The sequence below is a fragment of the Streptomyces sp. NPDC037389 genome (assembly GCF_040636475.1).
In the GTDB taxonomy this organism is placed as follows: Bacteria; Actinomycetota; Actinomycetes; order Streptomycetales; family Streptomycetaceae; genus Streptomyces; species Streptomyces hesseae.
Genome location: NZ_JBEZUS010000021.1, coordinates 4,471 through 26,039 on the forward strand (window position 1 = coordinate 4,471; position 21,569 = coordinate 26,039).

22 protein-coding genes are annotated in these 21,569 nt (G+C 73.5%); 11 read left to right on the top strand and 11 right to left on the bottom strand.

The annotated features are described in order from the left end of the window. Positions 1–114: 114 nt before the first annotated feature. The 4 genes from AB0E98_RS30995 to AB0E98_RS31010 all read right to left on the bottom strand — a co-directional run bounded on the left by AB0E98_RS30995 (position 115) and on the right by AB0E98_RS31010 (position 4,784). Positions 115–486 carry a DUF937 domain-containing protein gene (locus tag AB0E98_RS30995; RefSeq protein ID WP_311606848.1) on the bottom strand — a complete coding sequence of 124 codons (372 nt, stop codon included), beginning with the start codon at positions 484–486 and terminating at the stop codon, positions 115–117. 90 nt (positions 487–576) lie between these two features. Further along, positions 577–1,866 carry a benzoate/H(+) symporter BenE family transporter gene (locus AB0E98_RS31000; RefSeq protein ID WP_361709117.1) on the bottom strand — a complete coding sequence of 430 codons (1,290 nt, stop codon included), beginning with the start codon at positions 1,864–1,866 and terminating at the stop codon, positions 577–579. 150 nt (positions 1,867–2,016) lie between these two features. Further along, a complete protein-coding gene (locus tag AB0E98_RS31005) occupies positions 2,017–2,961 on the bottom strand; it encodes an aminoglycoside phosphotransferase family protein (protein WP_361709119.1) in 945 nt (314 codons plus the stop codon). Positions 2,962–3,017: 56 nt separating this feature from the next. After that, complete coding sequence (locus AB0E98_RS31010) at positions 3,018–4,784, bottom strand: fatty acid desaturase (RefSeq protein ID WP_361709121.1); 1,767 nt, start codon at positions 4,782–4,784, stop codon at positions 3,018–3,020. Between the two features lie 159 nt (positions 4,785–4,943). On the opposite strand from AB0E98_RS31010, the gene AB0E98_RS31015 reads away from it, so the two are divergent. Together AB0E98_RS31015 and AB0E98_RS31020 are read left to right on the top strand one after the other, a co-directional pair. Continuing rightward, on the top strand, positions 4,944–5,318 hold the full coding sequence (locus AB0E98_RS31015; protein WP_361709123.1) for a metalloregulator ArsR/SmtB family transcription factor: 375 nt from the start codon (positions 4,944–4,946) through the stop codon (positions 5,316–5,318). Continuing rightward, complete coding sequence (locus tag AB0E98_RS31020) at positions 5,315–5,797, top strand: SRPBCC domain-containing protein (RefSeq protein WP_361709125.1); 483 nt, start codon at positions 5,315–5,317, stop codon at positions 5,795–5,797. The genes AB0E98_RS31015 and AB0E98_RS31020 overlap by 4 nt, the downstream gene beginning before the upstream one ends. A gap of 131 nt (positions 5,798–5,928) precedes the next feature. On the opposite strand, the gene AB0E98_RS31025 is transcribed toward AB0E98_RS31020, so the two are convergent. Then, positions 5,929–7,332: an amino acid permease gene (locus tag AB0E98_RS31025; RefSeq protein WP_361709128.1), complete on the bottom strand. Its 1,404-nt coding sequence runs from the start codon at positions 7,330–7,332 to the stop codon at positions 5,929–5,931. Between the two features lie 141 nt (positions 7,333–7,473). Here AB0E98_RS31025 and AB0E98_RS31030 point away from each other — a divergent pair, with 141 nt between their 5' ends. Both AB0E98_RS31030 and AB0E98_RS31035 read left to right on the top strand, forming a co-directional pair. After that, entirely contained in the window at positions 7,474–7,833 is a 360-nt protein-coding gene (locus tag AB0E98_RS31030; protein WP_361709129.1) for an MmcQ/YjbR family DNA-binding protein, read from the top strand. Between the two features lie 26 nt (positions 7,834–7,859). Next, positions 7,860–8,645: an alpha/beta fold hydrolase gene (locus AB0E98_RS31035; RefSeq protein ID WP_361709131.1), complete on the top strand. Its 786-nt coding sequence runs from the start codon at positions 7,860–7,862 to the stop codon at positions 8,643–8,645. Positions 8,646–8,664: 19 nt separating this feature from the next. Here the strand turns inward: AB0E98_RS31035 and AB0E98_RS31040 are convergent, their stop codons facing one another. The 3 genes from AB0E98_RS31040 to AB0E98_RS31050 form a co-directional block, all read right to left on the bottom strand. Then, the gene (locus tag AB0E98_RS31040; protein ID WP_361709133.1) at positions 8,665–9,129 is read right to left on the bottom strand and encodes a hypothetical protein; all 465 of its coding nucleotides are present in this window, start codon (positions 9,127–9,129) and stop codon (positions 8,665–8,667) included. Positions 9,130–9,253: 124 nt separating this feature from the next. Then, a complete protein-coding gene (locus AB0E98_RS31045) occupies positions 9,254–9,955 on the bottom strand; it encodes a GNAT family N-acetyltransferase (protein WP_361709136.1) in 702 nt (233 codons plus the stop codon). A 232-nt stretch (positions 9,956–10,187) separates the two neighbouring features. Next, entirely contained in the window at positions 10,188–10,661 is a 474-nt protein-coding gene (locus AB0E98_RS31050) for a MarR family transcriptional regulator (RefSeq protein ID WP_361709138.1), read from the bottom strand. A 94-nt stretch (positions 10,662–10,755) separates the two neighbouring features. On the opposite strand from AB0E98_RS31050, the gene AB0E98_RS31055 reads away from it, so the two are divergent. Then, entirely contained in the window at positions 10,756–12,288 is a 1,533-nt protein-coding gene (locus tag AB0E98_RS31055) for an FAD-dependent monooxygenase (protein WP_361709139.1), read from the top strand. Between the two features lie 28 nt (positions 12,289–12,316). Here the strand turns inward: AB0E98_RS31055 and AB0E98_RS31060 are convergent, their stop codons facing one another. From AB0E98_RS31060 to AB0E98_RS31070, 3 genes are all read right to left on the bottom strand, one after another. Further along, a complete protein-coding gene (locus tag AB0E98_RS31060; protein ID WP_361709141.1) occupies positions 12,317–12,700 on the bottom strand; it encodes a hypothetical protein in 384 nt (127 codons plus the stop codon). A gap of 136 nt (positions 12,701–12,836) precedes the next feature. Continuing rightward, a complete protein-coding gene (locus tag AB0E98_RS31065; RefSeq protein ID WP_361709144.1) occupies positions 12,837–13,865 on the bottom strand; it encodes an aldo/keto reductase in 1,029 nt (342 codons plus the stop codon). 48 nt (positions 13,866–13,913) lie between these two features. Beyond that, positions 13,914–15,200, bottom strand: a complete 1,287-nt coding sequence (locus AB0E98_RS31070) for an alpha/beta hydrolase (protein ID WP_361709147.1) — start codon at positions 15,198–15,200, stop codon at positions 13,914–13,916. Between the two features lie 128 nt (positions 15,201–15,328). Between AB0E98_RS31070 and AB0E98_RS31075 the strand changes: the two genes are divergently transcribed. The 6 genes from AB0E98_RS31075 to AB0E98_RS31100 all read left to right on the top strand — a co-directional run bounded on the left by AB0E98_RS31075 (position 15,329) and on the right by AB0E98_RS31100 (position 21,555). Next, a complete protein-coding gene (locus tag AB0E98_RS31075; RefSeq protein WP_361709150.1) occupies positions 15,329–16,321 on the top strand; it encodes a winged helix-turn-helix domain-containing protein in 993 nt (330 codons plus the stop codon). A gap of 207 nt (positions 16,322–16,528) precedes the next feature. After that, entirely contained in the window at positions 16,529–17,770 is a 1,242-nt protein-coding gene (gene hemA, locus AB0E98_RS31080) for a 5-aminolevulinate synthase (RefSeq protein WP_361709152.1), read from the top strand. Positions 17,771–17,826: 56 nt separating this feature from the next. Next, positions 17,827–18,987 carry an MFS transporter gene (locus AB0E98_RS31085; protein WP_361709154.1) on the top strand — a complete coding sequence of 387 codons (1,161 nt, stop codon included), beginning with the start codon at positions 17,827–17,829 and terminating at the stop codon, positions 18,985–18,987. A 111-nt stretch (positions 18,988–19,098) separates the two neighbouring features. Beyond that, positions 19,099–20,472 (top strand): MBL fold metallo-hydrolase, encoded by a 1,374-nt coding sequence (locus AB0E98_RS31090; RefSeq protein ID WP_361709155.1) that lies wholly within the window; start codon positions 19,099–19,101, stop codon positions 20,470–20,472. Positions 20,473–20,503: 31 nt separating this feature from the next. Then, the gene (locus AB0E98_RS31095) at positions 20,504–20,671 is read left to right on the top strand and encodes a hypothetical protein (protein ID WP_361709157.1); all 168 of its coding nucleotides are present in this window, start codon (positions 20,504–20,506) and stop codon (positions 20,669–20,671) included. Further along, the gene (locus tag AB0E98_RS31100; protein WP_361709160.1) at positions 20,668–21,555 is read left to right on the top strand and encodes a sulfite exporter TauE/SafE family protein; all 888 of its coding nucleotides are present in this window, start codon (positions 20,668–20,670) and stop codon (positions 21,553–21,555) included. Before AB0E98_RS31095 ends, AB0E98_RS31100 begins: the two co-directional genes overlap by 4 nt. The last annotated feature ends 14 nt before the right edge of the window (positions 21,556–21,569 follow it).

Genomic DNA, 21,569 nt, shown 5'->3' on the forward strand with positions numbered 1-21,569 from the left:
GCGCGCTGGCTTGCGTTGATGGCGTAAAGTAATAAATTTACCTTTACAACCCCTGTGCCCGGACCGGCCGCCCGGGAACGGGCGGCCTCTCGGCTTTGTGCGTGAGGGTGCGCGTCAGCGCTTCCGGCGCTTCGCGATGGTCGTCATCACCACGGGGAGCAGCAGCTCCAGCGCCTTGGCGACGGTGGCGGGCGGCAGCCCGGTCCGCTTCGCGACGGCCTCGGCCACCGGTCGTGTGATCTTGCCGATGACGCCGGACATCAGCCCGCCGCCCAGGCCGCCCGCCAGACCGCCGCCGAGCCCGCCGAGACCCAGGGCCCCGCCGGGCGGCCCGCCCCCGGTCAGCTCGGCGGGGAGCTCGTCGACCGTGGCCGCCACGACCTGTTTGGCGCCCTCGGTGTCGGTGCCGAGCTCCTGGGCCAGCTCCTCGATCCGGTCGTCCCCCAGCTCGTCGAGCACGTCGGCTCGCAGCGAGTCATCTGCCATGCCGTCGACACTACGCTGGCCCGTCGGCCTCGGTACCCAACGCGCTACCCGCCAAGCCGGTGACGCCCGGGCCCGGGCGTCACGTACGGATCAGGCGCCCGCCGGCGCCCGCTTCCCGCGCCCGAGCGTCAGCAGCACATGGGTGGCGACGCCGAGGACCAGCCCCCAGAAGGCCGAGCCGATGCCGAGGAGGGTGACACCGGAGGCGCTGGCCAGGAAGGTGACCAGCGCGGCCTCCCGGTCCCGCTCCTCCTTGACCGCGCCCGCCAGGCCGCCCGCGAGGGCCCCGAAGAGGGCGACTCCGGCGATCGCGGCGACGAGCTCCTTCGGCAGGCCGGCGAAGAACGCCACGAGGGTCGTGCCGAAGGACCCGACGAGGAGGTAGAAGGCGCCGCACGCGACTCCGGCGACGTAGCGGCGCCGCGGGTCGCGGTGGGCCTCGGGGCCGGTGCAGATGGCGGCGGTGATGGCCGCGAGGTTGACGGCGTGCGAACCGAAGGGCGCGAGGAGCGTCGACGCGATGCCGGTGGAGCCGATCAGCAGCCGGTCCTTCGGCCGGTAGCCCGACGCGGTGAGCACCGCCATGCCGGGCGCGTTCTGCGAGGCCAGTGTCGCCAGGGTCAGGGGCACCGCGATCCCGATCAGGGAGGCGACGGAGAAGGCGGGCGTGGTGAACACCGGCCGGGCCAGCTCGATGTGGTCCAGCCGGATGTGGACGCGCGAGGTGGCCGTGGCGCACAGCGCCCCCGCGGCGAGCGCGAGGAGCACCGCGTACCGGGGGAGCCACCGCTTGCCCAGCAGATAGGCGAGCAGCACGGCGCCGGCGATCCAGGGCGCGGTCCGCAGGGAGGTGAACACACCGGTGCCGAAGGAGAAGAGGATGCCCGCGAGCATGGCCGAGACCACCGCCGTGGGCACCTGCCGCATCAGCCGTCCGAACACCCCGGTCAGCCCGATCAGGCTGATGACCAGGCCCGTGACAACGAACGCCCCGACCGCCTCCGCGTACGAGTAGGCGCCGAGGCTGGTGACGAGCAGGGCCGCGCCCGGGGTCGAGAAGGCCGTGATGACCGGCATCCTCGTGTACAGGCTGAGGGCCGTGCAGGTCAGGCCGCTGCCTATGGATATGGCCCAGATCCAGGAGCCGGTCTGCGCCGTGTCCAGGTGTCCCGCCGACGCGGCGGCGAGCACGATGACGAGGGGGCCGGAGTAGGAGACGACGACGGCCACGAACCCCGCGAGGACGGCGGACAGCGAGATGTCGCGCGAGAGCCGCGGTCGGACTTCCGCCGCTCTGGCGACCGGTGGTGACGTGGCGTCAGGTGCGTCAGGTGCGTCAGGTGCGTCAAGGGTGCCGGTGTCACGGGATTCGGTGCTCACGAGATGTCCTCCGTCGCGCGGTTCCGCTGATTGCCCGGGCCTGTGGCGACCGTCGCACGGCAGCGTAGCGTCACGAACGGCTCCAGCCGGGGTTGTGATCGTTACGTCCGGGGGTTAGGTCCGGGGGTTACGTCCCGGGACGGCCCGGGCTCACCCCACTCGCCGGGCCAGCCACCTCAGCGTCGCCGCACCCTGGGCGGCCTGGAAGGCCCGGAGGGTCGGCAGGCCGGGTGGGTCGGGGAGGAGCGACTGGCGGACGAAGTACCCGGCCAGCGCGGCGAGCACCGCGGTCACGCCCTCCGGGTCGGCGGCCCGGCCCAGGGGGTGCGTGGTGAAGACGGCCTCCGGGTCGGGTCCGCCCTGGGCCGCCACGCTGGGGAGCATCACCAGCAGGTCGAACCAGGGGGCGGCCCGCAGCGCGTGGGGCCAGTCGACAAACACCACCCGGTCGTCGGTGAGCAGGATGTTGTCGGCGCGCAGGTCGCCGTGGGCGAGGCTGTCGCCGGTGGCGGGCTCCGCCCAGCCGGACTCCAGGCCGGCCAGCAGCGCGAGCCGGTCGGCCGCCCATGGGTCGAGGCGCGCGGTGTCGCCCGCGGCGAGCAGGGTCCGCCAGCCCGTGAACGCCTCCGCTTCGCTCTCGGCCACGGCGGGCACCTCGAAGGGGGCCGGGGTCATGGCCCGGCTCAGCCCGTCGACGGCGGCGAGGACCCGGTCCAGTTCGGCGGGGAGCCAGGGGACGCGGGGCTGATGGCCCGCGACGTCCTCGAGGAGCAGGGCGACCCAGGTCCCGTCGTCGTAGGTGCCCAGCAGCCGTGGCGTGGGGGCGCCGGGCGGCATGGCGGCGGTGTTGCGGGCCTCGGCGCGGTGCAGCCGGGGGCTGTGGGCGTTCGTCTCGGCGCTGACGGCCTTGACGAAGGCGCGCCGGCCGTCGGCGAGCCGGAGCCGGGCGGCGACGCCCGGTGAGAAACCGCCGCTCTGGCTGTGCGCCTCGACGACGCGCCCGCCGAGGACGTCCTCCAGGGCGCGGCGGACGTCAGGCGGCAGGTCGGCCCAGGGCCGGCGGACACCGGAGGCCGGGGGTGCGGTCGTCTTCATCCTCGTATGGTTGGCCACGGGGCGGGCGCGAGCCAACGGGTTTTCCTTCCGGCCGCTCAGCCGGCGGGGCGGCCGGGGTCCTTGGCAGCTGTGGCGACGGCGGTCAGGGGGAGCAGGGGCGGGCCGGTCCGCCGGTACGGCCGGGCCCGCAGGAACGACGGCACGGTGTGCGCGATGTGCCAGCCGGCCGGCCGCAGCCCCGAGGCGCGCAGCAGGGCCTCGACCTCGCGCCGGGTGCGCATACGGCCGCGCTTGCGCGCCACGGCGAAGAAGGGCCGCAGCCAGCCGACGGCGAAGTGGTCGGCGATGACGGCGCACCCGTTCGCCCGGAGCACGCGGTGAATCTCCGTCAGCCCCTGCCGCTGGTCCGCCCAGTGGTGGAAGGAGAGGGTGCTGAGGACCAGGTCGAAGGAGGCGTCGGGGAACGGGAGCCGCTCGGCGCGGCCCACCACGTAGTGCTCCCGGCCGGTGGCATGGGCGATGCGCACCATCGACGGCGCGGGGTCGACGCCGGTGAGGGCACTGTCCGGGAAGCGGGCACGGGCCCCGCGCAGCAGTGCTCCGGTGCCGCAGCCGATGTCCAGGACGCTCGGCGGGCGGGTCGCGAGGGACCGCGCGTGGTCGAGGACCACGTGCCGGACGGGGTGGAAGTAGCGTTTCTGGAGCATGCTCGCGTCGTACGTGGGCGCCCAGGACTCGAAGTACCCCACGTCCTTGTCGGCGGGGGAGACGTTCGCCCGGGCCGGGTCGCCTCCGTAGTGGGCGACGACCTTGGGGTCCATCACCCGCCGCCACAGCGGCGGGAACCACGCGAGCGGGATCATGGACAGATATCCGGCGGGCAGTTGCAGGGCCTCGTCGACGTGACACAGCGTCTGGTAGTGGCGTCCGGGGGCGACGTGGTGGTGGGAGTGCCGTGGCGCGTTGCACAGGAGGATGTTGCCGACGAGGGCGTTGCTGTTCCAGCTGTGCCGCAGGGCGGGGCGTTCGTGGCGCCCCGTCGGCCCGGCCCGCCTGAGCAGCCCGTAGTGCTGGATGTAGGAGGCGCTCTCCTGGACGATCAGCGCCAAGGCCGCTTGAACGACCAGGTAGGGCACGGGCCGGGACCCGAAGGCCGCGACGAGGCAGGCGTACAGGACCACGGTCGGCGCCCATGACCGGAAGAGCTCGTTGCGGACGTGCCAGGGCCCCCGGCCCTGACGGGCGAGCCGCAGGGCCTCCGACCGCCACCCCGCGCGGACCCGGCCCGCGAGGACCCGGGGGAGGAAGGCCCAGAAGCCCTCGCCGAGCCGGGCGCTGGAAGGGTCCTCGGGGGTGGCGACGAGCGCGTGGTGGACCCGGCCATGCTCGACGTAGTAGTGCCCGTACGCGAAGGGGGCGACGAGCAGCCTGCCCGCCCACCGCTCCACGCGGAGCCGGCCGTGCCCGAGCTCGTGCGACACGGTGAACGCCACCCCGCCGGCCCAGCCCACGGCCAGCGCCAGACCGAGCCCGTCCGGGATGGGGAGCCCGGGGGCCGCCCACCGGGAGCACGACCAGACCAGGGCGCCGAAGTACACGGGAACGTAGGCGTACAGGACCGCGCGGTGGTACGGGCCGCGGTCGAGCAGCGCGTGGACGGAGTGCCGTGGGCCGGACGCGTCGGCGCCCACCAGCGCCTCCAGGACGGCCGCCCCCACGACGGCCGCCTGGGGTGCCCACCAGCCGTAGCGGCCGAACCCGGCGGCGACGGCCGGGCCGGCGAGGAAGGGCAGGGCCGGTCCGAGCAGGAGGAGGGGCCAGAGGAGTTCCCTCGCTACCGGAGGCAGCCGCGTCCTGTCCACGCTCACCTCCCCGTACGACACCGGGACACGATTGGGCTACCCGCGGTGAAGGGCCGGAATCGCCCTTGATGTCAACGTCCTGTCGTGATTCCGGGGAGGGACGCCGGAGATCCTTGATCGAAGTGACGGGTAGGAAATTTCCTACCTATAGTGGGCTTCATGAACACCACCCACACCCGTTCCGCCTGGACCGAGGTCGCGACCGGGACACCGGAGGGCCGTGTTTTCGCGGCCCTGGCCAGCCCCGTGCGCCGTGAGGTGCTGCGGCTGCTGCGGGAGCGCGGGCCGCGGCCCGTCGCGGAGCTGGCGGGCCACTTCGACATGGCCAGACCCAGCTTCTCCGAGCACCTGCGGGTGCTGCGCGAGTGCGGGCTGGTGAGCGAGAACAAGGTGGGGCGCCAACGCTTCTACGAGCTGGAGGCCGCGCCCCTCTTCGAGGTGCAGGAGTGGCTGCATCCGTACGAGCGCTTCTGGCGCGACAAGCTGTCCGCCCTGCGGACGGTGCTCGACGAAATGGAGGACGAGAAGTCATGAACGAGCGAGGACTCATGAACGAGCACGACGACCTGACCGCGGTACGGGTGGACGAGTTCCTGCCGCACCCGCCCGCCAAGGTGTGGCGGGCCCTGACCGAACCCGAGCTGCTCGCCCAGTGGCTGATGCCCGGCGACTTCCGCCTGGAGGTCGGCCACCGGTACACCATGCGGGCCGTCGCCATGCCCGCCACGGGCTTCTCCGGCACCATCGCGGCCGAGGTCCTGGCCTTCGAGGACGGGAAGATGCTACGGATCGGCTGGCAGGACGCCGATCCGGAGAACGGCGTCGAGGTCGACTGGACGATCACCTGGACCCTTCAGCCGGAGGGCCGGGGCACCCGGCTCTTCCTGGACCACGAGGGCTTCGACCCGGACAACCCGATCCAGCAGAAGGCCCGCGCCATCATGAGCGGCGGCTGGCGCAGCCACGTCATGCGCTCCCTCCGGTCCTGCCTCGACGGTATGGAGGCCGCCTAGTCCGCGATACCGGCGATACCCGCCATACCCGCCGTACCCGCCGGAAAGACCCGAGGCCGGTTCCCGTGCGAAACGGGAACCGGCCTCGGACGTACGGGCGGTGAAAGCGGTGAAAGGCGTGGCGGCCGCGGTCAGCGCGCCGCGACGGCCCGCTGACGCGTGTAGCCCACGACGGCCAGGGCCACCGCCAGGCCACCGGTGAAGTACAGCTGCACCCGGGTGTCGGCGTCGAGGGCCATGAGGGCCAGCGCCCCGGCCACTCCGGCCAGCGTCACCCACGTCAGATACGGGAAGCCCCACATCCGCACCACCAGACGCTCGGGCGCCTCGCGCTCCAGGCGGCGGCGCAGCAGCAGCTGGGAGACGGCGATGAAGCCCCACACCACCAGCACGACCCCGCCGACCATGTTCAGCAACCAGGCGAAGACCGTGGTGGGGTACCAGTACGACAGCAGCACGGCGAAGAAGCCGAACGCGGACGACGCGAGCACCGCGCGCCGCGGCACACCGCCCGAGACCTTGCCCAGCGCCTTGGGGCCCTGGCCGCGCGCGACCAGCGAGTAGGCCATGCGCGAGGAGCCGTAGATGTTGGCGTTCATGGCCGACAGCAGCGCGATCAGCACGACCACGTTCATGATCTGGCCGCCGCCGGGGACGCCCAGGCGCTCGAGCACGGCGGCGTACGGGCCGTCCTCGGTGACGGCCTTGTCGTTCCACGGGATGAGCGTGACGATGGCGAGCATCGAGCCGACGTAGACGATGCCGATGCGCCACATCGTCGTCCGCACGGCCTTGGCCACGCCGCGCACCGGGTCCTCCGACTCGGCGGCGGCGATGGTCACCGTCTCCAGGCCGCCGTACGCGGCGAGCGAGGCCAGCAGGCCGATGAGCAGCCCGTTCATGCCCGTGGGCAGGAACCCGCCGTCGCCGGTGAGGTGCGCCGCGCCGGGGGAGTCAGTGCCGGGCAGGACGCCCAGGACGGCGAGGGTGCCGAGGATCAGGAAGAGCGCGATGGCGCCGATCTTCAGGGCGGCGAACCAGAACTCGAACTCGCCGAAGTGCGCGACCGCGCCCAGGTTGGCGCCGCAGAACAGCGCCATGAAGAGCAGGACCCACAGCCAGGACGGGGTGCCCGGCAGCCAGCCCTGCACGATGTGGGCGGCGCCGATCGCCTCGATCGCCACGCCCACGACCAGCAGGATCCAGAACATCCAGCCCGCGGTGAAGCCGGCCCACGGGCCGATCGCCCGGTCGGCGTGCACGGAGAAGGACCCGGAGGCCGGATTGGCGGCGGACATCTCGCCGAGCATCCGCATCACGAACATCACGAGCAGACCGGACGCGGCGTACGCGAGCACGATCGACGGGCCGGCGGCGGCGATGCCGGCGCCCGAGCCGACGAAGAGGCCCGCGCCGATGACGCCACCGAGGGCGATCATCGAGAGGTGCCGCTGCTTGAGCCCGTTCGACAGCGGGGAGCCCTGCTGAGGGGGGCTCTCCACCGGCGGGGGAGGAGACGGGAGTGTCCGGCTCATGGTCGCTACCTGTCCAATATCCGAGATTGAGGAGTCTCGAGTATGGAGAAGCGGGCGAGGGCCCGGTCGGCGCGTCCGATATCCGGACGGTCGCTTCACACAGGGTGATCGTCGGACAGCGCGCGCATTAATGTGGGGACCATGATCGATGCTGATGACATCCGCCGTATCGCGTTGTCCCTGCCGGAAACCGTGGAGAAGGAGGCGTGGAGCATGCCCACCTTCCGCGTCGCGGGAAAGATGTACATCACGATCCCCGACGACCAGACCTCCTTCGCCGTCCGCTGCCCCAGACACGAGCGGAGCGAACTGATCGCGGCCGAGCCGGAGAAGTTCTGGGTGCCGCCGCACGAGGCGAGCTCCTCATGGGTGCGCGTGCGCCTCGCCGCCCTGGAGGGCATGGACGAGCTGCGCGACATCCTCGTGGACTCCTGGAAGCAGGCGGCGCCCGAGCGACTGCTGGAGACCCTGCCCGCCGCCCTGCGCTCCGGCGACGCCTGACCGGGCCCAGGGGGGAGGGAAACACCATGCGGTACGCCAAGAGCGCCGACGGAGCCCGGATCGCCTACCAGGTACGGGGAGCGGGCGAGCCCCTGCTCCTGCTGGCCGGACAGGGCAACACCCACCACTGGTGGGACGGCGTCATCGACGACTTCGCCACCGCCCACCGCGTCATCACGCTCGACTACCGGGGATCCGGCGAGAGCGACCGACCCGACGAGCCCTACAGCACCGAGGGGTTCGCCCGGGACGCGATCGCGGTGCTCGACGACCTCGGCGTCGAGCGGGCCCATGTCTACGGCACGTCCATGGGCGGCCGCGTCGCCCAGTGGCTCGCCGTCCGCCGGCCGGACCGCGTCCGGGCCCTCGTGCTCGGCTGTACGTCACCCGGCGGACCGCACGCGGTCGACCGCGGCGACGACGTGCGCCGGTCGCTGGCCCGGCCCGCCCCCGAGGGCCTGCGAGCCCTGCTGGACCTGATGTACACACCGGGCCGGCTCGCCACCCACACCGGCCCGTACCACACGCTCGGCGACCCCACCATGACGCCGAAGGACCGGCTGCGGCACCTGGTCGCCAGCGAGCGGCACGACGCGTGGGACGTGCTCCCCGGCATCCAGGCGCCCACGCTCGTGGTGCACGGCGACGACGACCTGCTCAACCCCACCGCGAACGCCGCCCTGCTCGCGGAGCGCGTGCCCGGCGCCCGGCTGTGCCTGATCCCCGGGGCGCGGCACGCCTACTTCGAGGAGTTCCGGTCCGTCGCGGGCCCGCTCGTCCTGGACTTCCTCCGGGAGCACGAGCGGGCCTGACGGATCGCGAGGACGTGGGTTACCGCTTGGGGGCGGCCATCGGTCCGCTCTTCGGGCTGCCGCTCTTGAGCCTGGGCTTGGCCTTGCCGTGCCAGGGGCGGTGGCCCTTGGGGTGACCACTCTTCGGGTGGTGGCCCTTGGGGTGGTGGACCTTCGGCCCGCCGCTCTTCGGGCCCGTGCCCTTGGGGTCGGTGCTCTTGGGGTTCGCGCCCTTGGGGTTCGTGCTCTGCGCCGCGTTGTCCTGGGCGGTCGGGGGCTTGATCCAGCCCTTCTTCACCAACTGGTCGCAGTGCCACTTGGCGTGGTCGGCGTTCTCCTTGTGCTGCTTGACTGCCGCGTCGATGCAGTCCTTGTAGGGCCAGGGCGGGTCGGCGCGCAGCTGGGCCCGATGGTGCGTCTCCCGGTCGACCTGGGCGGCGGCCGCCGGTGTGCTCATGACGCCGACCGTGGCCACCGCGGCCAGAGCGATGCTCATCCAGCGCACAGCGCTTCTCCTTTTCCTCGTTTCCCCGGGGTTCGGGGTGCGGATCGCTCTCGCACAACGAGCCCGGGCGACTGAGGAAACGGGATGGAAGAAAACGGGGGCAAGGGGACGAAGGCGGCGCCCGTTACGCCGAGACGAGCGGGCGCGCCCGCTCCGGGGCGTGGTGGTGCCCCGTCCCGGCCCGGTGCTCGGCCCGGTGCTCGAGCCCGGCCCGTACGCCGGGCCACTCCTCGTCGAGGATCGAGTAGAAGGCCGTGCCCCGGACCATGCCGTCGAGGCCACGGGTGTGGGCGCGGTGGACGCCTTCGAGGGCCGCGCCGAGGCGTTCGATGGCCGCGCGCGAGCGTGCGTTGCGGGAGTCCGCGCGCAGGGACACGCGCCGGACGCCCCAGGTCTCGAAGGCGTGGCGCAGCATCAGGAGCTTGGTCTCGGTGTTGATGCCGGTGCCCTGGGCGTGCGCGGAGAGCCAGGTTCCGCCGATCTCCACCGCGTCGGGTATCGCGGTGAGGGGATCGCCGAGCGGGCCGCGCGGGGCCGGAGGCCACTGCACCGGGCCCTGCCAGTAGTCCAGCTCGCAGAACCGCGTCGAGCCCATGACCAGGCCGTCCGCGATCCGCACGGTGGCGAAGGGCAGTGCCCGGCCCGCGGCACGGGCCGCGAGGGCCTCGGCCACATAGCGAGCCGTGGCCTCCGGGCCGTGCGGCACGGGAGTGAAGGCGTAGCTGCTGCGGTCCTCGGCCGCCGCGGCGGCCAGGCCCTCGATGTGGTGCTCGCCGAGCGGTTCCAGCCGCACGGTGCGGCCGTGGAGGAAAACGGGTACGGGCACGGCGCCGGGATCCTTCAGCGATGGGGGTGACGACAGAGAAAGGGGGGGGCGTCCTGCTGCTTCCGGCACGGTGGTTCTCACGCTCACCGTGGGGCTTGCGGGACGGGTGTCGTCAGTATGGGGTGGGGATACCCCCGCGCGAAGGGCGGAAAGGTAAACAGAGGGAAACGGAACGGTAAATCCGCCGTGCCACCCATGCCTTGTCCGCTATAGGGCCTTCCCCCCGCCCCCGTCAGGCCTTTCGGCTGTCGGTGAGCTCCTCCGTGGCCTCGTGGGCGGCCCGGGTGAGGCGGCGCGTCACCTCCAGCAGGAAGGCGAGCCGCTCGTCGTCGTAGTCGTCCAGGACGTCCAGCACCGTCCTGCCGAATCCGGCGAAGACCTCCTGCATCTCGGCGTCGTGCCGGCCGGTGGCGACCACGACGACCTTGCGCCGGTCGGTCGTGGAGCGCTGTCGCTCGATGAAGCCGCGCCGCTCCAGGCGGTCGAGCAGGGCGGTGACGGCGGAGGTGCTCAGCCCGGTGGCCGTCGCGATCCTCCCGGCAGTCAATTCACCCTCGTGACGGGCCAGGTCGAGGCATTTGAGGTCCGTGAAGTTCAGCCCGAACCGTTCGGCGATCGCGCCGTGGAGCATCAGCCCGCGACCCGCCTGGTCGCGCATGGCCTTCACCAGATCGGCGATCAGCTCGGACCTGTTCTCGGTTGACACGGCACACCTCGGCAGATATATCTCGATGCGATGGATATTTCGATTGATAGGAATATCCGCTTCCTGGGATTAGTCTAGGCTCCTGGAGGGCATCGTGCACACCCGGTCCACCCCTGTCCTGATCGTCGGAGCGGGCCTCGGCGGCCTGTCCACCGCGCTCTTCCTCGGGCTGCACGGCGTGCCCGCGCTGGTGGTCGAGCGCCACCCCGGTACATCGCTGGAGCCGAAGGCCCGCGGCCAGATGCCCGCCACCATGGAGGCGCTCCGCGCCGCCGGCCTGGAGCGGGCCTTCCTCGACGCGGCGCCGCCCGGGCGGCCCGAGATGACCATCGTCATCGCGGAGAGCGTGACCGGGCGGGTGTTCCACAGCATCACCGAGACCATGCCGGACTTCGAGCAGTACTCGCCCGCCCCCACCGGCATGGTCAGCCAGGAGCGCGCCGAGCCGCTGCTGGCCGCGCGCGCCGCCGAGCTCGGCGCGGACATACGGTTCTCCACCCGCCTGGAGTCCTTCACCGACGGACCGGACGGGATCACCGCCGTCCTGCGCGACCTGGCCACCGGCGAGGCCTACGAGGTCGAGGCCGCCCACCTGGTGGGCGCCGACGGCCATCGCGGCGGGATCCGCGAGGCGGCCGGCATCGGCTTCCACGGGCGCGGCGTCATCGGCGAGAACACCAGCCTGCTTTTCGAGGCCGGCCTGGAGGTGTCCCTCGACGGCGCGGCCGTGCAGATGCACTACCTCCAGAACCCCGCGCTGCCCGGCGGGTCGGGCGCGTTCGTCTCCACCGACACGCCCGGCAGGTTCGTGGCCGCCGTCGGGGCGACCGGGGACGACGAGCACGCCCGTGAGATCGTCCGGCTGGTCGCGGGCCTTCCGGAGCTGGAGGTGAACCTGCTCGGCGCGACGACGTGGTCGACCGCCTGCCGGGTCGCGGACCGCTTCTCGTCCGGCAGGGTGCACCTGGTGGGCGACGCGGCCCATGTGATGCCGCCGACCGGCGGCCAGGGCGGCAACACCGCCCTGATGGACGGCCACCACCTCGCCTGGAAGCTCGCCGCGGTCGTCCGCGGCCAGGCCGGCCCCGGGCTGCTGGACAGCCACGACGCCGAACGCAGGCCCTTCGCCGAGTGCCTCGTCGAGCAGCAGTACGCGAACATGGTGCACCGGATGTCACCGGACCTGGCCGACGACACCGTGGCCGAGCGGATCGACCCGGCCCGCCTGCTGTTCGGCTACCGTTGCCCGGCGGGCGCGTTCGTCCCCGAGGCGACGGCCCCCTCGGACGACGTCCTCTTCGAGGACCCGGCCATCCCCAGCGGCCGCCCCGGCACGCGGGCACCGCACGTACCCCTGGGCGACGGGTCCACGCGTGACCTGTACGGCCGCGGCTTCGTGCTCCTCACCGACGACCCGGGATGGCGGGCCGGAGCGGAACGGGCCGCCGAGCGCCTCGGCGTCCCCGTCGCCGTCCCGGCCCTGCACGGGGACTGGGCGGCGGCGCACGGCGTCACCCCGTCCGGGGCGGTGCTCGTCCGGCCCGACGGCCTGATCGCCTGGCGCGGGAGGGCGCAGGGCGACCCGGCGGAGGTCGAGCGGGCCCTGCGGACGGTGCTGGACCGGTGACCGGGCGGCCGGTGGCCGCCCGGCCGGGTCAGCCGTCCTCGATGTCCGAGATGAGCTTGGTGCTCAGATCGCTCTGCACCGCCAGCCGGGTGTGCCCGGCGTCCGGGCCGGTGCCCCAGGTGAGCGTGACCGTGGTGAACAGGTGCCCGGCACCGGAGTCGTGGTAGCGGACCTCCCAGCGGGTGGGCACGTCCTGGGCGCGCAGCACGCCGTCGGCGTGATTGGCCTCCTCCCAGGCGGCCAATCGCTGCCGGAGATCCTCCGTGAGGTAGTGGGCGCGAAGCTCCGCGCCCAGGTCGTCGGTTCCGTCATCGACGGCGTCGATGTAGGCGCCGTAGAAGTCGGCCACCCGGTCGACCGCCGAGTCCGGGCTTCCGCCGCGGACCGCGTCACCTGCCTGATCGTCCGTCATGAATTCCCCCTGAGAGCAATGGTGTTCAGTTCACGCCCTTGATGGCAATCTGCCCCTCTTCTTATGGAAGCAGTCCTTTCAAGTGACATGTCGCTGAACGTGACGGTCTGGCCCCCGGCTAAGTCCCGGGGGAGGGCTACCGCCCCGGTAGCAACCCCGCCGTCTCCAGGTCCCGCCACAGCTCCGGCGGGATCCTGGTGCCCGCCAGTGCGACGTCCGCCCCGACCTCCCCCGCGCTGCGCATCCCCACCAGCACGGACGCCACCGCCGGGTGCCGGGCGGGCCAGGCCAGGGCCGCCGCGGGCAGGGGTACGCCGTGGCGCTCGCACACGGCGGCCAGCCGCCGGGCGCGGGCCACCGTCGGGGCCGGTGCCCGGGCGTAGTCGTAGTACGGGTCCGTGTCCGGGTCGGCCAGGACGCCGCTGTTGAAGACACCGGCGGCCACCACCGCAACCCCCCTCCGCTCGCACAGCGGGAACAGCCCGCGCTGCGCGCCGCCGTCCAGCAGGCTGCACCGGCCGGCGCACAGCACCACGTCCAGGTCGGTCTCGGCGACGAAACGGGCGAGCATCGCCGTCTGGTTCATCCCGGCCCCGATCGCGCCCACGACCCCCTCGTCCCGCAGCCGCGCCAGCGCGGGGAACGCCTCGCCGGCCGCTTGCTCCCAGTGCTCGTCCGGATCGTGGAGGTACAGCACGTCCACCCGGTCCAGGCCGAGTCTGCGCAGGCTCGCCTCGACGCTCCGCAGCACGCCGTCCCGGCTGTAGTCGCGCACCCGGAGCCGGCCCGGGGCGCCGGTGAACTCCGCGCCGTCCCCACCCGGTGACAGGCCCCCGGGCCCGTCGGCGAGCAGCCGGCCCACCTTGGTGGAGACCGTGAACTCCCGGCGGGGAAGCCCCCGCAGGGCGGCGCCGAGCCGTTCCTCGGAGAGACCGGCGCCGTAGTGCGGGGCGGTGTCGAAGTAGCGGACGCCCGTGTCCCAGGCCGCGCGTACGGCCTCCACCGCGTCGTCGGCCGTCACCGGGCGGAACAGCCCGCCGAGCGCCGCGCCGCCGAAGCCCAGCCGGGTGACCGGCACCCCCGACCGGCCGAGCAGGGCCCGTCCGGCGGGACCGCCGGGCAGGGCGAACGGCGAACCGTCATGATCTGATGTGTCGTCAATCATGCGACGATTCCGGCAGGTTCGGAGATGCCGGCGCCAGACGGTTCCCGGTCAGCGCGCCGGCAGGTGCCGGGCGAAGAACGAGCGCACATGGTGACGTACCCACGGCACCGACACGGCGGGGTCGACCGCGCCGACCAGCCGGACCCGGTCCTCGGTGGTCAGCAGTCCCGCCGACCGCAACCGGGGTACGAAGGCGGCGTAGTCGGTGAACACCCCGTGCGCGGCCCGGTCGAGCCGCCGCCGGTCCGTGCGCCAGCCCGGGTGGGCGAGCATGGCCGACCAGGACCGTTCGAGCCGCCGTCGGTCGGGGAAGCCGTCGGTGCCCAGCAGGAGCAGCGGCCGGCCCACCCCGTGGCGGGCGACCGGATACAGCTCTCCCACGCGCCCGGGGCCCTTGGCCGGGTGGTCGAGATAGCCCTCCATGTCGACGGCCGCGTGGACGCGCCGGTCCTCGTACATGACCTCGGCGGCGGCGGTGCCGCCCGCCGAGTGGCCGTACGCGCCGACGCGGCGCGGGTCCAGCGCGAGGCCGAGCCCCTCCGGCAGCGGCCGTCCCGCCGCGTCCGGGTTCCGCCCCGCCGCCAGTGCCTCCAGCGCGTCCAGGATGAAACGCGCGTCCGCGACCCGGGCGTCGATCATGGTGCGGAAGAGCGGCGGGTCCATGCGGGGATCACCCCGGAAGACGGTCTCGCGCCAGGGCTCGGGACGGTGGGCCGTCGTGCCGGGGAACTCGACCACGCCGGCGTCGCCGGGATGATCGACGGTCACCACCGCGTAGCCGTGGCTCGCGAGTTCCTCGGCGAGCCCGGTGCCCATGGTGCGCGGATCGCCGCCGCCCGGGCTGTACAGCAGCACCGGCCGCCGCCCGGCGAGCGCGGGGGCGTCGGCGTACGAGTGGGTCATGGTGGCCGCCCAGTCCACCCCGCTCGTGGGCAGGCCGGGGTGGACGGCGGGGGCGGTCTCCGGGAACCTCGCCGCGGCGACGGCGGACATCTGCGGTGCGACGGACCGGCCGTGGACCGCGCGGGCGGGGTAGGTTACCGAGACCATCAGCTCCCGCTCCGGAATCGAGGGCGTCAAGGGGTCGGGCCGGGAACGGTCGACCAGATACAGCGTGGTGACCCCGGTCCGGTACGGGCCGGTCGGCCCCGGCAGGCGCAGGGCGACGCCGGCCGCGGCACGCGACCGCTGCCGCGCCCGCGCCGGTGCCGCGCCTCCCGAGAGCAGCAGCGCGGCACCCGCCAGTACGGCCGACCCGGCGACGCCCCGCCGGGTCGGCCCGGCGGTCGTTCCCCCGCCGTCGGTCCCCTCGTGAAACGTTCCTGTAAGGAACATGGATCTCCCCTTACCTCTCCGTGAACGCGGCCCTTATGACGCGGCCCTTATGCTGCGGCCCGGAGAGGAGCGGGGGCGAAGGTTCAGGCCCTGACCGAAATGATGGCGCGCCGTGGCCGAGGAGAGCAGTGATCAGGATCCACCTCACGGCCGCCGACTTCGCCGGGATCCGCTTCGCGCCCCGGGCGGCCCCGCTGCTGGAGTTGAACACGGCCCTGATGAAGCTGCTGACCCCCGGCGACGAACTGCTCTTCGGCCGCTGGCGGAGACGGTCGCTCCGCTCCTTGCCGGTCGCCGTCGAGGCACTGGGGGACCTGGTTCCCGCCGGCCGGGCGCCGGGCTTCCTCGACGTGTTCGACGACTCCCTGGAGGAGGGGCTCGACGCCGTCCGGGAGTGGCGCCCCGACGAGGTCCGTTCGGAGATCGAGCGGGTCTACGCCGGGCACCCGGCCCCGCCTCCGCTCTGGGTCCGCGATCTGCACCGCGGCGAAGCCGGCGCCTGGCGCGTCCTGCGCCGCGCCCAGCACGCGGCGTTCGACAGCGTGCTGCGCCCCGTGTGGCCCGTGGTGCGGGACCTCCACCAGCGGGAGTTCACCCGCCACGCCCTGGCGGTGGCCGAGTACGGCCTCGGCGCCGCGCTCGCCGGACTCGTGCCGGGTGCGCGGCTGCGGGGGAGCGTCTGGGAGCTGCCCGGGGCCCGGGAGCGGGACGTCGAGCCCGGCGGACGCGGCCTGGTGCTGCGGCCCACCTTCCACTGGAACGGGCACCCGCTCGTCTCCGACCTGCCGGGCCGCCCGGTGCATGTGACCTTTCCCGCCGGGCCGGGCCTGCCGATCGCCCCGTCCGGGCCGGACGACCCGGACCGCCCGGAGGAGGCGCTGGCGCGGGTGCTCGGGCGCACGCGCTGCGAGATGCTGATCCTCCTCGCGGAGGAGCACACCACGAGCGGCCTCGCCCGGCGGCTGGGCGTGAGCAACGCCACGGCCTCCGCCCATGCCACCGCCCTGCGTGGGGCAGGGCTCGTCACCACGGTCCGCGCAGGGCGGGCGGTCCTCCACCGGCGCACCGCCATGGGAAGCCTCCTGGCCGGGCGGGAAAGGAAATGGGGACACAAGCCGTAGATCGTCGGCATCGTGCTGGGGGCGGTCTTCGCCGCGGCCTTCTCTCCTCCGCCGGCCTGATGCCTCCGTCCGGGGGATGCCCCGTCAGGAGGAGCGTGTCCGATACCCGGTGACGATGCGGCGGAGCGGGCCTCGCGCCATTCTGATTAGGCACGCTAAGCGAGTCGGGCACGGACGACCGTGTCCCTCAACGGGGGTTCGCGAAAAGTGTTTGATTACGTCGGTCACTTCGCCGATCGCATGGAGAAGCTCAAGGAATCCGGGCAGTACCGCACGTTCGTCGAGATCGAACGGCTCGCCGGTCGCTTCCCACAAGCCCTGCACCACGGGTCCCAGGGGACCCGGGAGGTCACCGTCTGGTGCAGCAACGACCATCTGGGCATGGGCCAGCACCCCGACGTGCTGGCCGCGATGCGCAGGACGCTCGACACCTCCGGCGCCGCGGCCGGCGGGTCGCGGAACATCTCCGGGACCACCCCGCACCACGTCGCCCTGGAACGGGAGGTCGCCGACCTCCACGGCAAGGAGAGCGCGCTGACCTTCATCACCGGCTACGCGGCCAACGACGCCGCCCTGTACGTCCTGGGGAAGACCCTCCCCGACTGTGTGTTCTTCTCCGACCGGTTCAACCACGCATCGATGATCATGGCGATGCGGGCCAGCGGCGCCGAGCGCCACGTCTTCGACCACAACGACCCCGCCGACCTCAACCGGCGGCTGAACGACGTGAGTCCCGGGCGCCCGAAGGTCGTGGCCTTCGAGTCCGTCTACTCCATGGACGGCGACGCCGCCCCCATGGCCGAGCTCTGCGCGGTCGCCCAGCGGCACGACGCGTTCGTGTACGTCGACGAGGCGCACACGGTCGGCATGTACGGGCCCGAGGGCGCGGGCATGGCCGCCCAGCTCGGCGTCGGCGACGAGGTCACGCTCCTGATGGGCACGTTCGCCAAGGGATACGGCACCGCCGGCGGTTATGTGGCGGGCCCCGGGCCCGTCGTCGACGCCGTCCGCAGTCTCGCGCCCGCCTTCATCTTCACCCTGTCCATGCCGCCGGCGCTGGCCGCCGGAGCACTGGTCAGCGTGCGGCACCTGCGACGCAGCGACATCGAACGCCAAGGGCTCCACGAGCGGGCCCGGCTGCTGAAGACCCTGCTGCGCGACGCCCGCATCCCGCTGGTGAGCGAACAGAGCCACATCGTGCCCGTGCTCGTCGGGGACCCGGCCCGCTGCCGCGAACTGGCGCGGATCCTGCTGGAACGGCACCGGATGTACGCCCAGCCGATCAACTTCCCCAGCGTGCCAAAGGGCACCGAGCGCCTGCGCATCAACCCGTCCCCGGTCCACCAGCCGCTGGAGGTCCACCGGTTCGCCGACGCGCTCCGCCGCTGCTGGGACGAGCTGGACCTGCCCCGCACCGCACCGGCGCGCGTACGCGCCCGGTCGGCGTGACCGGCTCCGGCCCGGCGACCGGCCTCGCCCCCCGCCTTCCGGCAGGGGGCGAGGCCGTGGTCACCCCATGGGCCCGCTGCGCGCTGCTGTACCTCTTCCTCTTCCTTATGGGGGCCGAGACCTTCCTGGTCTCCCCGCTGCTGCCCACGATCGCCGCCGACCTGCGCGTGGGCACCGGAGCCGCGGCGCAGGTCGTCACCGCCTACGTCCTGACCTACGCGGTGGCGGCCCCCCTGCTCGGCGGCGTCTCCGACCGGTTCCCGCGCCGCTTCCTCATCACCGCGGGAGGCGCGCTCTTCGTCGGCGGCAATCTGCTGTGCGCCACGGCGGACAGCCTCACCGCCCTGACCGCCGCCCGCGCCCTCACCGGACTCGGCGGGGCGACGGCCGCCCCCGCCATGTGGGCCTACCTCTCCGAATCCGCCGCCGGCCACCAGCGCGGCCGCGCCGTCGCCATGGGCGTCTCCTGCTACGCCCTGGGGCAGGTCCTCGGCGTGCCGCTCGGCGGGTTCCTCTCGGACGCGGCGGGCTGGCCGTGGGTGTTCGCGGCCGTCGGCGCGGGGCTGGCCCCGGTCGTGCTGCTCATAGGGTGGCGCCTGAAGGGCCCCCGCCCCCCGGCCGCGTCCGTCTCCCTACTGGCCGGTTTCGCGGTATGGCGGCAGCGGCGCCTGGCGGTGCCCCTGCTCTCCACCGGCTTCCTCCAGGCAGGCCGGCTCGGCGCGTACACGTTCGTCGGCGCGCTCTTCGCGGAGCGCTACTCCTACGACAAGGCGCGCCTCGGGCTCATCGGCCTGCTCGTGGGGGCGGGTTCGCTGACCGGCTCGGTGCTTCTCGGCCAGGTGAGCGACCGGGCGCGGCGGCGCGGCATCGGCGAGAACGCGCTGTCGGCGGGCTGCGCGCTGGTGTTCGTGGGAGCGAGCGCCGTCGCGCTGGTCAGCACGGTCGCGGCGGTCAGCCTGGCCGCGGTGTTCGTGTGGATGATGGCCGGGGGCGCCTTCTACACCAGCCAGCAGACGTACCTCGGCGGCGCCGATCCGGCGCGGCGCGCGAGTGTCATCTCCTGGAACGGCACGCTCGACCACCTGGGTGTGGCCCTGGGAACGGCCCTGCTCAGCCCGTGGGCCGTCGCGGGCCCCGGCTTCGTCGCCGTCACGGCCGCCCTGGGGCTGACGGCGGCCGCGCTCTCGGTGGTGGCGGCGCGAAGGGCGGCCGGATAGGTTCCGCACGGCCTTCAGGAATACCCCTGGGGGTATTACGGTGGAAGGGAGCTCCGAAACTACCCCCGGGGTGCGTCGACCGGTGAGGTCGACCGGTGAGGAGTCGCCGCCGTGCATGCCGTCGAGACCCTCGAACTGGAAGGCCTGGGCAACCGCAGCTATCTGGCGGGCGGTGCCGCCGTCGCCGTGGCGGTCGACCCGCCCCGCGACATCGACCGGGTCATCGCGGCCGCCGCCCGGCGCGGGGTGCGGATCGGCCTCGTCGCGGAGACCCATGTGCACAACGACTACATATCCGGAGGGCTGGAGCTCGCCCGCGTCACCGGCGCCCGGTACCTGGTGCCCGCGGCCGCCGCGGTCTTCTTCGCCCGTACCCCGGTCGCCGACGGCGACACGATCCCGGTGGACGACGGCCTGGCCCTCCGGGCCCTGGCCACCCCCGGCCACACCCCCCATCACACCTCCTACGTCCTTGAGGAGCACGGCCGGCCCGTCGCCGTCTTCACCGGCGGCTCGCTCCTCATCGGCACCGTCGGCCGGCCGGACCTGGTCGAGCCCCGGCTGACCGAGCGCCTGGCCCGCGCCCAGCACGCCTCCGCCCACCGGCTGGCCGACGAGCTCGACGACGACGTGCCCGTCCTGCCCACCCACGGCTTCGGCAGCTTCTGCTCCTCCTCCCCGGCCCGGGGCGGCGCCACGACGATCGGCGCCGAACGCGGGACCAACGCCGCCCTGACCGAGGACGTGGACACCTTCGTCACCGGACTCCTCGCCGGCCTGGACGACATCCCCGCCTACTACGCCCACATGGGCCCGGTCAACGCCGCCGGGCCCGCGCCCGTCGACCTCACCCCGCCCCGGCGGGCCGACGCGACCGGGATCGCCGCGCGGCTGGCGGCGGGGGAGTGGGTGGTGGACCTGCGCCGGCGCGTCGCCTTCGCCGAGGGGCACGTCGCCGGCTCGTTGAACTTCGAGGGCGACGGGCGGCTCGCCACGTATCTCGCGTGGCTGATCCCCTGGGGCAAGCCCCTCACCCTGCTCGCCGCCGGCCCCGAGGAGCTCGCCGCCGCGCAGCGGGAGCTGGTGCGCGTGGGCATCGACCGGCCGGCCGCGGCCGCCACCGGCACCCCCGCCTCCTGGGTCCGCCCGGGAGAGGCGCTACGCTCCTTCCGCCGTGCCACCTTCGCCGACCTCGCGGCCGCCCGCGCGGCCGGCGACCGGATGGTGGTGCTGGACGTGCGCCGGGACTCCGAGCGCGCGGCGGGCTTCGTCAGCGGCTCGGCGCACATCCCCGTCCACCGGTTGCGCGACCGCGTCGGGGAGGTGCCACCGGGAGTGGTGTGGGCGCACTGCGCGGGCGGGGCGCGCGCGGCGATCGCCGCGTCCCTGCTGGACGCCGCGGGACGGAACGTCGTCGCCGTGGACGACGTCTTCGACGCCGCCACGGCCGTGGGGCTCACCGTCCCGGGGCGCGGCGCCGCCTGACCGTTCCCGTCCCATAGGAAGTGATCGAACGATGCTCCCGCAGTCCCTCCACGGCTTCGGCTGTCCCGGCCCGGTGCGCACCCGGCCACAGGAACGCGTCCGCCGCGACCTCGCCACGACGGCCCGGGCCAGGGAAGGAGGGACCGGGAGCGGACTGCCGGCCGCCGGCGGAAGCCTCGGCGACGGCGTCATAGCGTGAGCGCCCTCATACTCGCCCTCGCCGCAGGAGCGGCGGTCGGGCTGGCACTGGGCGCGCTCGGCGGAGGCGGCAGCGTTCTGGCCGTACCCGCGCTGATCTATCTGCTCGGCTTCACCCCGGCGGCGGCCACCACCGCCAGCCTTCTCATCGTCGCGGCGACCTCCGCGACCGCCCTGTACGCGCACGCCCGCTCCGGGAACGTCCGCTGGAGGACCGGCGCGCTGTTCGCGGCCTCGGGGCTCCTCCCCGCCGCGGCGGCCGGAGCCCTGGCGGCCCATCTGCCCCAGCGGGCACTGACCGCGGCCTTCGCGGCGATAGCCACCCTCGCGGCGGTGATGATGCTGCTCGCGACCCGCGAGAGACCCGCCGGGAAGGAACCTGCCGGGAGGAAACCCGCCGAGGAGATACCCGGCGGGGAGGGACCGGCCGACGACGCACGGACCGACGGCACACGAGGCGGCGTACCGGAACGACCGGAGCGGCGTCAAGACCGGGAACCGGAGCCGTCGCGCCGCGCCCCCGCCGGGGTCAAGGCCGCCGGGACCGGGGCCGGTCTGGGCGCGCTCACCGGACTGCTCGGCGTGGGCGGCGGCTTCCTCGTCGTCCCGACGCTCGTCGCGGTGCTGGCCTTCGAGATGCAGGCCGCCGTCGGTACCAGCCTGCTCGTCATCACGACCAACTCCCTGGCCTCCCTGGCCACACGAGGCGCCACCGCCTCGGGCCTCGACTGGTCGGTCATCGCCCCGTTCGCCGCGACCGCGATCCTGGGCGCCTGGGACGGCAAACGACTGGCCGCCAAGGTGTCCGGCACCGTACTGCGCCGCGCGTTCGCGGTGGCTCTGCTGGCCGTGGCCGGCTTCATGCTCGTCGACGCCCTGACGTGAACCGTGCCTCTCCC

What these genes read in the sequence shown, in the direction of transcription:
- AB0E98_RS31060 (WP_361709141.1), bottom strand. Translation starts at nt 12,700, where the DNA reads ATGACGGACGATCAGGCAGGTGACGCGGTCCGCGGCGGAAGCCCGGAC.
- AB0E98_RS31035 (WP_361709131.1), top strand. Translation starts at nt 7,860, where the DNA reads ATGCGGTACGCCAAGAGCGCCGACGGAGCCCGGATCGCCTACCAGGTA.
- AB0E98_RS30995 (WP_311606848.1), bottom strand. Translation starts at nt 486, where the DNA reads ATGGCAGATGACTCGCTGCGAGCCGACGTGCTCGACGAGCTGGGGGAC.
- AB0E98_RS31030 (WP_361709129.1), top strand. Translation starts at nt 7,474, where the DNA reads ATGATCGATGCTGATGACATCCGCCGTATCGCGTTGTCCCTGCCGGAA.
- AB0E98_RS31065 (WP_361709144.1), bottom strand. Translation starts at nt 13,865, where the DNA reads ATGATTGACGACACATCAGATCATGACGGTTCGCCGTTCGCCCTGCCC.
- AB0E98_RS31070 (WP_361709147.1), bottom strand. Translation starts at nt 15,200, where the DNA reads ATGTTCCTTACAGGAACGTTTCACGAGGGGACCGACGGCGGGGGAACG.
- AB0E98_RS31005 (WP_361709119.1), bottom strand. Translation starts at nt 2,961, where the DNA reads ATGAAGACGACCGCACCCCCGGCCTCCGGTGTCCGCCGGCCCTGGGCC.
- AB0E98_RS31025 (WP_361709128.1), bottom strand. Translation starts at nt 7,332, where the DNA reads ATGAGCCGGACACTCCCGTCTCCTCCCCCGCCGGTGGAGAGCCCCCCT.
- AB0E98_RS31020 (WP_361709125.1), top strand. Translation starts at nt 5,315, where the DNA reads ATGAACGAGCGAGGACTCATGAACGAGCACGACGACCTGACCGCGGTA.
- AB0E98_RS31095 (WP_361709157.1), top strand. Translation starts at nt 20,504, where the DNA reads ATGCTCCCGCAGTCCCTCCACGGCTTCGGCTGTCCCGGCCCGGTGCGC.
- AB0E98_RS31015 (WP_361709123.1), top strand. Translation starts at nt 4,944, where the DNA reads ATGAACACCACCCACACCCGTTCCGCCTGGACCGAGGTCGCGACCGGG.